Here is a 13,018-nt window from a genome sequence, read left to right on the forward strand (position 1 = left end):
TGCACAAATACTTGTAAGCTGTGCTGGTGTTGGTTGATTAAAACTTTGGAGATATGTATGAGATTCGCGATGAAAGTTGTGGCTGCTACTGCTGCCGTGTTGTGCATGGGCAGCGCGTTCGCCCAAAAGGGTGAGACTGTCAGAATTGCCATGATCGAAGGCCTGTCCGGTCCGATGGGTAACGTTGGTCAGAATCAGCTTAAAAACCTTCAATTCCTGGCTGATCCAGCCAATGGGGTCAAGAACCCCGCAGGCGTGAAATTTGAAATCGTTGGTTTGGACAGCAAGGGTTCTCCGCAAGAAGCGTTGAGCACCTTCAAGGCTGCCGTGGATCAGGGCTTCCGCTACATTGCGCAGGGTAATGGCTCTGGCGCAGCGCTGGCTTTGTCGGATGCTGTTGCCAAACACAATGAGCGTAATCCTGGCAAAGAGGTGGTCTACCTCAATTACTCGGCTGTGGATCCAGCGTTGACCAACGAGAAGTGCAATTACTGGCATTTCCGTCTGGATGCTGATACCACCCAGAAAATGGAAGCGCTGACCACTTTCATGAAGGATCAGCCCAAGGTCAAGAAGGTGTATTTGCTGAACCAGAATTACTCACACGGCCATCAGGTTGCGAAGTACTTCAAAGAGGGTATGGCTCGCAAGCGCCCTGATTCATCCATCGTGGGTGAGGATTTGGTGCCCTTGGGTCAGGTTAAAGACTTTGCACCCTATGTTGCCAAGATCAAACAGTCGGGTGCCGATGCTATCGTGACGGGCAACTGGGGTCAGGACTTGACGCTTTTGGTCAAGGCCATGAACGATTCCGGTCTCAAATTGCCGATGTACACCTACTACGCCGCTGTGTCCGGTACGCCGACTGTGTTGGCTGCAAGTGGTGAAGGCGAGGTTTATCAGATTTCTTACGCCCATTCCAACCATACGGGCATCATGGGTAAGCTGTCTGCGGATTTCCAGAAGAAGTTCGGTGATGACTTTTACACATTCTCTCTTTACAACGGCTTGGTGATGCTGAGTGAAGGTATTGCCAAGGCGAAGTCAACTGATCCTGTCAAGGTCGCGGCCGCATTGGATGGATTGAAGTTCCAGGGCTTCAATGGTGAGTCCGAGATGCGCAAGTCTGATCACCAGATGCAGCAAGGCTTGTATATCTCCAAGTGGCAAAAAGTGGATGCAAAAAATGCCTATAACGTGGAAAAAACAGGCTATACATTTGCGCCGATCAAGTACATTGAAAGTTATGCGGCCAGCACGCCTACAAGCTGCCAGATGAAGCGCCCAAGTTAAAGGCATTTCGTCTGAACGCCGGGTGAGCATGCTGCGACCCCGGCGTTTTTTTGTCGACGTTATTTTCGTATTGACAATATGCGTCGGTTGCTTTGATTTATATCCACTATGAGTACGCCATGGAGTTTTACACTATTTCATTGCTGAATGGCATCAGCTACGGCTTGCTGCTATTCATGCTGAGTTCCGGGCTGACACTGATTTTCAGCATGATGGGCGTTCTCAATTTCGCCCACGCATCCTTCTACATGTTGGGGGCTTACTTTGCCTTCACGATCACGTCGTTCATTGGTTTTTGGCCAGCCCTGGTGCTTGCTCCGATTTTGGTCGGAGTGACCGGTGCAGCGTTTGAGAGATATTGCCTGCGGCGTGTCCACAAGTTTGGTCACGTCCCTGAGCTTTTAATTACCTTTGGTCTTAGCTACATCATTTTGGAGCTTGTTCAATTGGTATGGGGACGCAGTTCTGTTGACTATCGCGTGCCAGTGGCGCTGGATGGTCCCTTGTTCACCATATTTGGTACTCAGTTCCCGATGTACCGCTCTTTCATGATGTTTGTGGCCTTGATGATGCTGCTTTCAATTTGGCTCTTGCTGACTCGGACCCGCATCGGTCTGGTCATTCAGGGTGCGTTGACCCATCCCCACATGGTTGAATCACTGGGGCACAACGTCCCACGCGTGTTCATGCTGGTGTTTGGCGGTGGATGCGCGCTTGCCGGTTTGGCGGGGGTCATTGGTGGCAACGCTTATGTGACCGAGCCCGGTATGGCATTTTCTGTTGGCGGCATTATCTTTGTCGTTGTGGTGGTCGGTGGAATGGGATCGCTTGAGGGGGCGTTTTTGGCGTCCCTCCTGATTGGCGTTCTGCAGACTTTTGCGGTTGCCATTGATGCATCCTTGCTGTCAGCCATGGAAACGGTGGGGATCAACCTGACCCCTTCGACATTTGGCTATGCCTTGTGGAAGCTGAAACTTAGCCAGGTGGCGCCTATCCTGCCTTATTTGTTTCTGGTGCTGATTCTAATTTTCCGGCCCAAGGGTCTGTTGGGCAAGAGGGAGGGCTAATTCATGAGTAGCACTGTTTATCAATTCAAGCCGCTCAATGTCGGGCGTGCTGTCGTTTGGTCGTTATTTGCGGTGGTTCTGCTGGTTGCGCCCCTGGTGTTCAGTAGCAGCTTGAGTCAGACGATGCTCAGTCAAATGGGTATTGCCATCATCGTTTGTCTTAGCTACAACATGTTGCTGGGGCAGGGCGGCATGCTGAGTTTTGGTCACGCTGTGTATTCCGGCATGGGGTCATTTTTGGCGATTCATACCCTGAATCTGGTTGCAGGCGGGCTGCCTTTGCCGGTCAGTCTGATCCCGATTGTGGGTGGTCTGGCTGCAATGCTGGTCGCGGTTGTTTTGGGATGGGTGACCACCAAAAAATCATCCACCACATTTGCGATGATCACCATGGGTATTGGAGAGTTGGTCTGGGCCATGTCTTTGATGTTCCCGGATTTTTTTGGCGGTGAGGGTGGCGTATCAGGGAATCGCGTTACCGGCCCCAAGACGCTTGGCATCACGTATGGACCACAGATTCAGTTGTATTACCTGATCGCGGTCTACACCTTCTTTTGTACCGGGTTGATGTTCGCTTTCACTCGGACCCCATTGGGTCGGATGTTGAATGCCGTGCGAGACAACCCTGAGCGTGTCGAGTTTGTCGGTTACGACACCCAGAAAGTCCGCTATTTCACGTTCATCGTGGCTGCCTTTTTCGCCGGAATTTCAGGCGGACTGGCTGCCTTGAATTTTGAAATTGTTACTTCGGAGGTGGTTAGCGGGAATCGCTCTGGGGCTTATTTGTTGTTTACATTCCTTGGTGGTGCGACCTTCTTTTTCGGTCCCATCATCGGCGCTATTCTCATGGTGCTGGCCTTTGTGCTCTTGTCTGAAATTACAAAGGCGTGGCTGCTCTACCTGGGCTTGGTGTTTCTGTTCATGGTGATGTTTGCGCCTGGTGGCGTCGCCGCCCTCATCATGATGAACATCCGGGTTGCTGCATTTGGCCATATGCGCAAGCTATGGGGACTCTACCTGGTACTGACACTGACGGCGTTGACGGCACTGTTTGGGGTCGCAGTGATGATCGAAATGGTCTATCACCTGCAGTTGAACGCCGCACTTGGTTCCAAGTTGTCATTCATGGGCGCCAGCCTTGACGCTCTGAGCCTCAATAGCTGGTTGACAGCAGTCCTTGTCACGGTGACTGGATTGGGCTTGTTTGAATTTTGCCGGAGAAAGTTCGCTGGTGAATGGGCCCAAATTCAGGAAAGCATTGAAATAGAAATTAAACGGAGGGAAGCGCTATGACTCAAACGTCTACCCAGTCATCCGGCTATGCGCTTGAGCTGAAAGACTTGCGCAAGAGCTTTGGAAAAACGGAGATCATCCGCGGTATCAACCTGGCAATTCCGGCAGGTGAGCGAGTTGGCATTATTGGTCCCAACGGGGCTGGCAAATCAACCTTGTTCAACCTCATCAGTGGTCGTTTTGGTGCCACAAGTGGCGATGTACTGCTCAATGGCCAAAGCCTTGCGGGGAAAAAGCCCTATGAGATCAATCGGATGGGTCTGAGCCGCAGTTTCCAGATCACCAATATTTTTCCCAATCTCAGCGTTTTTGAAAATCTACGTTGCGGGGTGCTTTGGAGCCTGGGCTACAAATACACCTTTCTGAAGTTTTTGGCTGATCTGGATGATGCAAACGATCGCGCTGAAGAACTCATGCAAATGGTCAATCTCGACAAAAAACGTGATGTGATCGCGACCAACCTGACCTACGCTGAACAACGGGCGCTTGAGATCGGCATCACCATTGCAGGTGGTGCGAACGTGATTCTTCTGGATGAACCAACGGCCGGTATGAGCAAATCAGAGACCAGTCGTTTCATCAAGCTGATCAAGGATGTCACTGTTGGAAAAACTCTTCTGACAGTGGAGCATGACATGGGGGTGGTCTTTGGTTTGGCGGACAAAATCGCTGTCGTTGTGTACGGCGAATTGCTTGCCTATGATGTACCGGATGCTGTGCGTGCCAGCCAGCGCGTACAGGAAGCCTATCTCGGGTCTTCGGTTGCTGATGCACAGGCGGGAGGCCATTGAGCATGTTGAAAATTGAAAATTTGCAAGCCTTCTACGGTAAGAGCCATGTCCTGCATGGTGTTCACTTTGAGGTGCAGCCTGGCGAGATTGTTTCGCTTTTGGGTCGAAATGGTTCCGGTCGCTCCACCGCGGCCAAAGCCATCATGGGATTGGTTGATTGCCACGGCTCCATTCATTGGAAGGGGCAGGAGCTCATTGGCAAGCGCACCTTTGAGATTGCCCATTTGGGCCTTGGCTATGTGCCTGAAAGCCGTGAAATTTTCCCCACGCTGACGGTTGAACAGAATCTCTACCTTGGACAGAAAAACGCAAATAAAGCGGGGCGCTGGTCTTTGGATGACATGTACCAGATGTTTCCTCGTCTCAAGGAGCGTCAGCACACCGAGGCCGGTGTGATGTCCGGTGGTGAGCAGCAGATGTTGACCTTGTGCCGTTCCCTCATGGGTGATCCGGACTTGATCATCATTGATGAGCCCACGGAAGGTTTGGCGCCCAAGATTGTCGAGTTGGTGGCCCAGTATCTCCAGGAGTTGAAAAGACGTGGAATTTCTGTATTGTTGATTGAACAAAAATTGACCATCGCGATGCAGATTTCAGATCGTTGTCTGGTGATGGGGCACGGCAGCATTGTGTTCTCGGGAACGCCAGACGATTTGCGCAATGACAGCTATACGCGCAAGGAATGGCTAGAGGTTTAAGCGCCTTGTCCCTCCCGTGACAAAACCGGGTTTGGTTACGGGAGGTAGCTCTTACAATTCAATGAGAGCACGATCGTTCTATTTTCACTTCTTAGGAATGCAAGCATGACCGCCCAATACCAAGTTCACGGCAATGTTGCCGTGATTACGCTGAATAATCCCCCTGTCAATGGTCTGGGTCTTTCGACTCGCCAAGGCATCGCCGATGGCATGGCCAGTGCCAATGCCGACGCGGCCGTTACGGCTATCGTTATCACCGGCGCCGGCAAGGCATTCTCGGGCGGTGCTGACATCAAGGAGTTTGGTTCTCCGAAAGCCGGTCAGGAGCCGAACCTCAACAGTGTGATCGCGGTGCTGGAAGCTTCTGCCAAACCGGTCATTGCGGCCATGCATACCGTGGCCATGGGTGGGGGTCTCGAGTTGGCTATGGGTTGCCATTACCGCGTGGTTGCGCCTGGTTGCAGCGTTGCATTGCCCGAAGTCAAGTTGGGTTTGTTGCCAGGCGCAGGCGGTACACAGCGTCTGCCACGTTTGATCGGTGTTGAGGCCGCACTGAACATGATCGTCACCGGCGAGGCGGTCAAGAGCGAAATGCTCGCGATGGTGCCTGGTCAAAAATTGTTTGACAAGGTCGCTGCATCGGCCGACACATTGGCTGAAGAAGCATTGGCGTTTGCCCGTTCGGTGGCCGACGTGCGACCCTTGCCACTGGTACGTAATCTGCCATGCAAACACCCTCAGGGCGATGCGTACTTCCAGTTTGCGCGCAACATGGTCAATGGCATGTCCAAAAATTTCCCGGCACCCGCCAAATGCGTGGATGCCGTGCAAGCCGCGACCAAGAAAAAGTTTGACGACGGCATGGCTGTTGAGCGCGAGATCTTCATCGCCCTCATGGCGACACCCGAGAGCAAGTCTTTGCGCCACATTTTCCTGGCGGAGCGTGCTGCTTCCAAGATTCCTGATGTGCCGTCAGACACGCCAGTGCGCGAAATCAAGTCGATTGCCGTGATCGGCGCCGGCACCATGGGTGGCGGTATTGCGATGAACTTCCTGAATGCAGGTATTCCGGTCAAGATGCTGGAGATGAAGCAGGAAGCGCTGGACCGTGGCATTGCCACCATCCGCAAAAACTATGAATCCCAGGTGAAAAAGGGCAAACTCAAGCAGGACAAATATGACCAGCGCATGAGCTTGCTGTCCACCACGCTGAGCTACGACGATCTGGCGGGTACCGACATGGTGATTGAGGCTGTGTTCGAGGAAATCGGTGTGAAAGAAGCCGTGTTCAAGGAACTCGATCGTGTCATGAAGCCTGGTGCCATTCTGGCATCCAACACTTCGACGCTGGATGTGGACAAGATTGCGTCCTTCACCAAGCGTCCCGAAGACGTCGTGGGCCTGCATTTCTTCAGTCCCGCCAATGTGATGAAGTTGCTTGAGGTGGTGCGTGGCAAGAAGACCGCCAAGGACGTGATGGCGACCGTGATGGTTGTCGCCAAGAAGATCAAGAAGATCGCCGTGGTATCGGGCGTTTGCGATGGTTTCATCGGCAATCGCATGGTTGAGCAGTATGGTCGTCAGGGTGGTTTCCTTCTGGATGAAGGTTGCACACCGGCTCAGGTGGACAAAGCCATCGAAAAGTTCGGTTTCGCCATGGGCCCGTTCCGCATGGGTGACCTGGCAGGAAATGATATTGGCTGGGCCATCCGCAAGCGTCGCGTGGTCGAGCAGCCCGACATGAAATACAGCAAGACTGCTGATTTGCTGTGTGAAAAAGGTCGCTTTGGCCAAAAGACTGGCGCTGGCTGGTATGACTATGTGGCTGGCAAGCGCGACGCCATTCCAAATGCAGATGTCGTCAAAATGATCGAAGATCATCGCAAGGCGCTCGGTATCACACCACGCAAGATCTCCGATGAAGAGATTGTTCAGCGACTGGTCTATGCCCTGGTCAACGAGGGTGCACGCATCCTGGAAGAAGGCATTTCTTCCAAGGCCAGCGATATCGACATGGTCTACCTCATGGGCTACGGCTTCCCCATTCACCGTGGCGGTCCGATGAACTATGCAGATCAGGTTGGTTTGTTCAATGTGGTTCAGGCCATGAAACGCTTTGCACAAAACCCGCTGGACGATGCCAAGTTCTGGGCGCCAGCACCGTTGCTCGCGAAGCTGGCCGCTGAAGGCAAGACATTCAACTAAAGCGCGGATTGGGCCTTCTATCCCAATCCAGGATCGTAAATTCTCCAAAGAACATGGCATTGACGAACTTGGGGCAGAGGCCCTGGGTTCGTTGCCTCTTCGGAGAGAAATTCAGGAGTAATTCATCATGACCTCAGCAGTAATCGTTTCTACCGCCCGCACCCCACTCGCCAAGAGCTGGAAGGGTTCTTTCAACATGACCCACGGAGCTACCTTGGGTGGTCACGCTGTCGAGCACGCCATCAAACGGGCCGGTATTGAAGCGGGCGAAGTTGACGACGTGCTCATGGGCTGCGCCACACCCGAAGGTGCCACAGGATCCAACATCGCACGCCAGGCCGCACTGCGCGCTGGTTGCCCTGTCACCGTATCGGGCATGACCATCAACCGTTTTTGCTCGTCTGGTTTGCAAACCATTGCAATGGCAGCACAGCGCATCATCGCCAATGAAGGCGACATCTACGTCGCTGGCGGCGTCGAGAGCATTTCCTGCGTTCAGCAGGAGGCAAATACCCACATGTTGGCCGATCCTTGGCTGGTCAAAAACAAGCCTGAGATCTACTGGAACATGTTGCAGACAGCCGAAAACGTTGCCAAGCGCTACAACATTGGCCGCGACGCCATGGACGAGTACGGCGCCGCAAGTCAGCAGCGCGCCACAGCCGCCTTGGCCGCCGGTCTGTTCAATGACGAAATTGCCCCGATCACGGTCACCATGGGTGTTGTTGATAAAGTCATGGGCATGACCACACGCGAAGTCACGGTTAGTCAGGATGAAGGCATTCGCGCCGGCACGACCAAGGAAGGTATCACCGGCTTGCGTTCGGCTTTGCCTGGTGGCCTGATTTCGGCGGGCAATGCCAGCCAGTTTTCGGACGGTGGTGGTGCAGTGGTCGTGATGAACGAAACTCTGGCAGAGAAAAAAGGCCTCAAGCCATTGGGTCGTTTCCTTGGTTTTGCTGTGGCTGGTTGCGAGCCTGACGAGATGGGTATTGGCCCGGTGTTTGCCATTCCCAAAGTGTTGGCCCGCTTGGGTCTGAAGATCAGCGATATCGACTTGTGGGAGCTCAACGAGGCGTTCGCCGTGCAAGTTCTGTATTGCCGCGACAAACTGGGAATTCCTGCAGATCGCCTGAATGTCAATGGCGGCGCCATCGCAGTGGGACACCCTTACGGTGTGAGTGGCCAGCGTTTGACCGGCCATGCCCTGATTGAAGGCAAGCGTCGCGGTGCCAAGCGTGTTTGCGTCACCATGTGTATTGGTGGCGGCATGGGTGCGGCGGGCATTTTTGAAGTGCTGTAAAAATTTGCCGATTTCGGCTGGATGAACAGGGCTGAGCCGACTCATTTGAGCGGCTCAGTTTTTTTTTGCTTTGAATTCATACGACCATGTCTCTACGTCCTACTCTTGATTTTTTGTTGTACCAGTGGCTCAATGCCACGACCTTGAACGAACGTCCACGGTTCTCCGATCACTCCCGTGAGACCTTTGACGCCGTGCTGGAAACCTGCGAGCGGATTGCGCGGGAGAAATTTGCGCCATTCAATCGTTTGGTGGATACACAGGAGCCCCATTTCGATGGCGAGAAAGTCATCCTGCCCCAGGCGACACATGATGCGGGCAAGGCTTACGCAGCGTCTGGCATGCTCAGCGCAGCGCAGGATTACGACATGGGTGGCATGCAGTTGCCTTACACGATCGAGGCTGCAGCCAACTCCTTTTTTGCCTGCGCCTCGGTCAGCATGGGAACGGGCTTGCTGACCACTGGCAACGCCAACTTGTTGATGGTGCACGGTACTCCGCTGCAAAAAGAGGTGTTTGCCAAGAACGAATTTGCCGGACGGTTTTCGGGAACCATGTGTTTGTCGGAGCCACAGGCGGGCTCTTCGTTGAGTGATGTTGCTACACGAGCCGTACCGGATGGTGATGACTTCGCCTCCGATCCGTTGGGCCCACGCTATCGCATCAAGGGCAACAAAATGTGGATTTCTGCGGGAGAGCACGAACTCACAGAAAATATCGTTCATTTGGTACTGGCCAAGATCCCCGGACCGGATGGCAAGCTGATTCCGGGCACTCGCGGTATCTCGCTGTTCATCGTTCCCAAGAAGATGGTGAATACGGCGGGCCAGCTCACCGGCGAGCGCAACGACGTAGCCTTGGCAGGTTTGAACCATAAATTGGGTTGGCGTGGCACCACCAATACCTTGCTCAATTTTGGTGAAGGCAAGTATCCCGTGAAGAGCACGGGGGGCGGACTTGATGGGCAGGGTGCCGGTGCCGTAGGTTATCTGGTAGGCAAGCCGCATGAGGGCTTGCGGTGCATGTTTCACATGATGAACGAGGCCCGGATCGGGATTGGTATTGCGGCCACCATGCTGGGTCTGGCTGGCTACTATGCGTCGCTGGAGTATGCCAAGAACCGGCCGCAAGGGCGTCCCGTGGGCGCCGGTGGCAAAGACGCGGCGCGGCCTCAGGTTCGGATCATCGAACATGCGGACGTCAAACGCATGTTGTTGGCACAAAAATCCTATTGCGAAGGTTCATTGGGCCTGATGCTCTACTGCGCTCGACTGGTTGACGAGCAGCACACTGCAAGCCCCGAAGCGGCGGATGATGCCCGTTTGTTGCTGGAGGTGCTTACGCCAATTGCCAAGAGTTGGCCCAGTGAATGGTGTCTGGAGGCCAACTCTCTGGCCATTCAGATCCACGGCGGATATGGCTACACCCGGGACTTCCCCGTGGAGCAGTACTGGCGCGACAACCGTCTGAACATGATTCACGAAGGGACGCACGGCATCCAGGCGGCAGACTTGCTGGGGCGCAAGGTGCTGATGGAAAACGGCCGTGGGCTGGTGCTGGTTGTGGAGCGCATCAACGCGACTGTTGATCGGGCGAAAAAGATCCCCGAACTCGCGGTACATGCTGAAGCCCTGGCCCTGGCCATGAAACAGGTGGTGGCTGCAACGCAAGCTGCATGGTCTACCGGTGAGCCGAGCGATGCATTGGCCAATGCCGTACCTTACATGCAGGCGTTTGGTCACACGGTGTTGGCCTGGATTTCACTCGATGTGGCCATGGCTGCGCTGGCCATGGACGCAGCGAAATCTTCAACTGCCACCGAAGGTCGGCTGGGTTCGGCTCGCTACTTTTTTCACTACGAATTGCCGAAAATCGGCGCGTGGCTCAAGGTCGTGGAGAGCCGTGATCAGACTTGCGCCAGCATGTCCGAAGAAGCCTTCTGATATCACGCAAGAGACACGCAATTCACAAGTACACACGGCACAATCTGCCAACCTTAAGGAAACATCATGACTCGTAATATTCAGCAACTTTTTGACCTCAAAGGCAAGACGGCCCTGGTCACCGGTGGCTCACGCGGCCTGGGCCTTCAGATGGCGCACGCTCTTGGTGAAGCGGGCGCAAGAATCATGTTGAGTTCGCGCAAAGCTGAAGATCTGGAGCAGGCTACAGCCGAACTGCAGGCTGCTGGTATTGATGCACGCTGGATTGCAGCCGACTGCGGCAAGGAAGAGGATATTCGCCGCCTGGCCGATGAAACCCTCGAACGCATGGGCAAGGTCGATATCTTGTTGAACAACGCGGGCGCCAGCTGGGGTGCGCCAGCTGAAGACCACCCGGTCGCGGCTTGGGACAAGGTGATGAATCTCAACGTGCGTGGCTATTTCATCCTGAGCCAGCACGTCGCCAAGCACAGCATGATTCCCAATGGCGGCGGACGCATCATCAACATCGCTTCGATCGCGGGCCTCAACGGCAACCCCAAGGAGATGACCACGATTGCCTACAACACGTCCAAGGGTGCCGTGATCAACTTTACCCGCGCGCTGGCCGCTGAATGGGGTAAATACAAAATCAATGTAAACGCAGTTTGCCCGGGGTTCTTCATGACCAAGATGGCAGAAGGCTTGATCAAGTCGATGGGCGAAGAAAACATGGCCGCCCACGCGCCGCTCAATCGCCTGGGTGACGACGAAGACCTCAAGGGCCTGACACTGCTGTACGCATCGGATGCGGGTAAACATATCACTGGCCAATGGATGGCAGTGGACGGTGGCGTGAGTGTGGTGACCGGTGGCTGAATTACCGGCAGGAATGGGCTTTGGTTCTGGTGTTCAGATCCCGTTCGTCAACCACCTCGGCTTTGAGTTGAAGGTGTTTGACGGCGGCTTGTCCGAGTTGTCCTACACACCCAAGCCCGAGCATCTCAATTCTTTCGCGGTTACCCATGGCGGCGCTTTGATGACCCTGCTTGACGTCACGATGGCAGTGGCCGCGCGCAGTGTGCAAAAGGACACGGGTGTTGTCACGATCGAAATGAAGACCAGTTTTATGCAGCCAGCGCGTGGACCCTTGATCGGCAAGGGGCACTTGATGCACCGTACGGCCACGATGGCCTTTACGGAAGCCACGGTTTTTGACGAGCAGGGGCATGCCTGTGCCCACGCCACCGGCACTTTCAAATACGTCAAGCGTTTGCCAATAGGGGCGAAAAGCAGCAATGGTTTGAGCACCGCGACCGATGCAAACACCACAGTTATTTCAACCGATTAGTATTATTTCAGGAGCAATTCATGCCGCAGAACAAACAAATCCACCTTGACAACCGCCCTGCAGGCGAAGCCGTTGCCAGTAATTTCAAACTCGTCGTTGGCGACACACCGGCACTGCAGGATGGACAGGTACTTGTGCGTCATCATTTCCTGAGCCTGGATCCCTACATGCGTGGTCGCATGAATGATTCCAAAAGCTACGCAGTGCCACAAGCTTTGGGTCAAACCATGGGTGGCGGTACGGTGGGCGAGATTGTTGAATCCAGGAATTCCAAATTTGCGGTGGGTGACACGGTGGTGGGCATGGGCGGCTGGCAACAGTACAGCGTAGTCGATGCAAATCAACTCGGTGCTTTGCGCAAGGTTGACACGACCCATGTTCCACTGAGCGCCTACCTGGGTGCAGTCGGTATGCCCGGCGTCACTGCGTGGTACGGTCTGGTCAAGATCATCGCGCCCGTCGCTGGTCAGACGATGGTGGTCAGTGCCGCTACGGGTGCGGTGGGCAGTGCGTTCGCAGCCCTGTCGAAAGCGCGTGGTTGCCGCACGGTGGGTATTGCCGGCGGTCCCGACAAATGCAAGTACGCGGTTGAAGAACTCGGCTTTGACGCCTGCATTGATTACAAACTGCACAAAGACGCATCTTCACTTTCCAACGCACTCAAGGAAGCCTGCCCGAATGGGATTGATGGCTATTTTGAAAATGTGGGTGGCATGGTGCTGGATGCCGTGCTCACACGCATGAACGCCTTTGGTCGCATTGCCGTCTGTGGAATGATTGCTGGCTACGATGGCGCACCGCTGCCCTTGACTTACCCTGCTCTGATCTTGACCAACCGCCTCAAGGTGGAAGGGTTCATTGTCAGCGAGCACATGGAAGTGTGGCCCGAAGCGCTCAAGGAACTGGGTACCCTGGTTGCCACTGGCAAGCTGAAGGCTCGCGAATCCATCGCCCAAGGTATCGAGGCAGCGCCTGAAGCTTTTCTGGGTTTGCTTAAAGGCAAAAATTTCGGCAAGCAACTGGTCAAGCTGATCGACTAAGTTACGCAGATTTGAGTATGTCGTGTACATCCCGGACTTGATCCGGGATCAATTT

Annotated in this window: 11 protein-coding genes; all 11 read left to right on the forward strand. The window is 54.3% G+C overall.

What is annotated here, in order from left to right; all coding sequences use genetic code 11:
* The first annotated feature begins 57 nt into the window (after positions 1–57).
* The 11 genes from IV109_RS08695 to IV109_RS08745 all read left to right on the forward strand — a co-directional run bounded on the left by IV109_RS08695 (position 58) and on the right by IV109_RS08745 (position 12,963).
* Positions 58–1,293 carry a branched-chain amino acid ABC transporter substrate-binding protein gene (locus IV109_RS08695; RefSeq protein WP_296694935.1) on the forward strand — a complete coding sequence of 412 codons (1,236 nt, stop codon included), beginning with the start codon at positions 58–60 and terminating at the stop codon, positions 1,291–1,293.
* Positions 1,294–1,412: 119 nt separating this feature from the next.
* A complete protein-coding gene (locus IV109_RS08700; protein ID WP_296694937.1) occupies positions 1,413–2,360 on the forward strand; it encodes a branched-chain amino acid ABC transporter permease in 948 nt (315 codons plus the stop codon).
* A gap of 3 nt (positions 2,361–2,363) precedes the next feature.
* A complete protein-coding gene (locus IV109_RS08705; RefSeq protein WP_296694939.1) occupies positions 2,364–3,653 on the forward strand; it encodes a branched-chain amino acid ABC transporter permease in 1,290 nt (429 codons plus the stop codon).
* Positions 3,650–4,444, forward strand: a complete 795-nt coding sequence (locus IV109_RS08710; protein WP_296694941.1) for an ABC transporter ATP-binding protein — start codon at positions 3,650–3,652, stop codon at positions 4,442–4,444. The genes IV109_RS08705 and IV109_RS08710 overlap by 4 nt, the downstream gene beginning before the upstream one ends.
* A gap of 2 nt (positions 4,445–4,446) precedes the next feature.
* On the forward strand, positions 4,447–5,142 hold the full coding sequence (locus IV109_RS08715; RefSeq protein ID WP_296694943.1) for an ABC transporter ATP-binding protein: 696 nt from the start codon (positions 4,447–4,449) through the stop codon (positions 5,140–5,142).
* Positions 5,143–5,247: 105 nt separating this feature from the next.
* The gene (locus tag IV109_RS08720) at positions 5,248–7,347 is read left to right on the forward strand and encodes a 3-hydroxyacyl-CoA dehydrogenase NAD-binding domain-containing protein (RefSeq protein WP_296694944.1); all 2,100 of its coding nucleotides are present in this window, start codon (positions 5,248–5,250) and stop codon (positions 7,345–7,347) included.
* A gap of 127 nt (positions 7,348–7,474) precedes the next feature.
* Positions 7,475–8,650 (forward strand): acetyl-CoA C-acyltransferase, encoded by a 1,176-nt coding sequence (locus IV109_RS08725; RefSeq protein WP_296694945.1) that lies wholly within the window; start codon positions 7,475–7,477, stop codon positions 8,648–8,650.
* An 86-nt stretch (positions 8,651–8,736) separates the two neighbouring features.
* Complete coding sequence (locus IV109_RS08730; protein WP_296694947.1) at positions 8,737–10,593, forward strand: acyl-CoA dehydrogenase; 1,857 nt, start codon at positions 8,737–8,739, stop codon at positions 10,591–10,593.
* Between the two features lie 66 nt (positions 10,594–10,659).
* Complete coding sequence (locus tag IV109_RS08735; RefSeq protein ID WP_296694949.1) at positions 10,660–11,451, forward strand: SDR family oxidoreductase; 792 nt, start codon at positions 10,660–10,662, stop codon at positions 11,449–11,451.
* A 13-nt stretch (positions 11,452–11,464) separates the two neighbouring features.
* Positions 11,465–11,923 (forward strand): PaaI family thioesterase, encoded by a 459-nt coding sequence (locus tag IV109_RS08740; RefSeq protein ID WP_296694952.1) that lies wholly within the window; start codon positions 11,465–11,467, stop codon positions 11,921–11,923.
* 20 nt (positions 11,924–11,943) lie between these two features.
* Positions 11,944–12,963, forward strand: a complete 1,020-nt coding sequence (locus IV109_RS08745) for an NADP-dependent oxidoreductase (RefSeq protein WP_296694954.1) — start codon at positions 11,944–11,946, stop codon at positions 12,961–12,963.
* Positions 12,964–13,018 lie beyond the last annotated feature (55 nt).

This window comes from Rhodoferax sp. (genome assembly GCF_018780565.1).
Taxonomy (GTDB): Bacteria; Pseudomonadota; Gammaproteobacteria; order Burkholderiales; family Burkholderiaceae_C; genus Rhodoferax.

Excerpts from the sequence above, each read along its gene's own strand:
- IV109_RS08695 (WP_296694935.1), top strand. The coding sequence starts at position 58 with ATGAGATTCGCGATGAAAGTTGTGGCTGCTACTGCTGCCGTGTTGTGC.
- IV109_RS08700 (WP_296694937.1), top strand. The coding sequence starts at position 1,413 with ATGGAGTTTTACACTATTTCATTGCTGAATGGCATCAGCTACGGCTTG.
- IV109_RS08705 (WP_296694939.1), top strand. The coding sequence starts at position 2,364 with ATGAGTAGCACTGTTTATCAATTCAAGCCGCTCAATGTCGGGCGTGCT.
- IV109_RS08710 (WP_296694941.1), top strand. The coding sequence starts at position 3,650 with ATGACTCAAACGTCTACCCAGTCATCCGGCTATGCGCTTGAGCTGAAA.
- IV109_RS08715 (WP_296694943.1), top strand. The coding sequence starts at position 4,447 with ATGTTGAAAATTGAAAATTTGCAAGCCTTCTACGGTAAGAGCCATGTC.
- IV109_RS08720 (WP_296694944.1), top strand. The coding sequence starts at position 5,248 with ATGACCGCCCAATACCAAGTTCACGGCAATGTTGCCGTGATTACGCTG.
- IV109_RS08725 (WP_296694945.1), top strand. The coding sequence starts at position 7,475 with ATGACCTCAGCAGTAATCGTTTCTACCGCCCGCACCCCACTCGCCAAG.
- IV109_RS08730 (WP_296694947.1), top strand. The coding sequence starts at position 8,737 with ATGTCTCTACGTCCTACTCTTGATTTTTTGTTGTACCAGTGGCTCAAT.
- IV109_RS08735 (WP_296694949.1), top strand. The coding sequence starts at position 10,660 with ATGACTCGTAATATTCAGCAACTTTTTGACCTCAAAGGCAAGACGGCC.
- IV109_RS08740 (WP_296694952.1), top strand. The coding sequence starts at position 11,465 with ATGGGCTTTGGTTCTGGTGTTCAGATCCCGTTCGTCAACCACCTCGGC.
- IV109_RS08745 (WP_296694954.1), top strand. The coding sequence starts at position 11,944 with ATGCCGCAGAACAAACAAATCCACCTTGACAACCGCCCTGCAGGCGAA.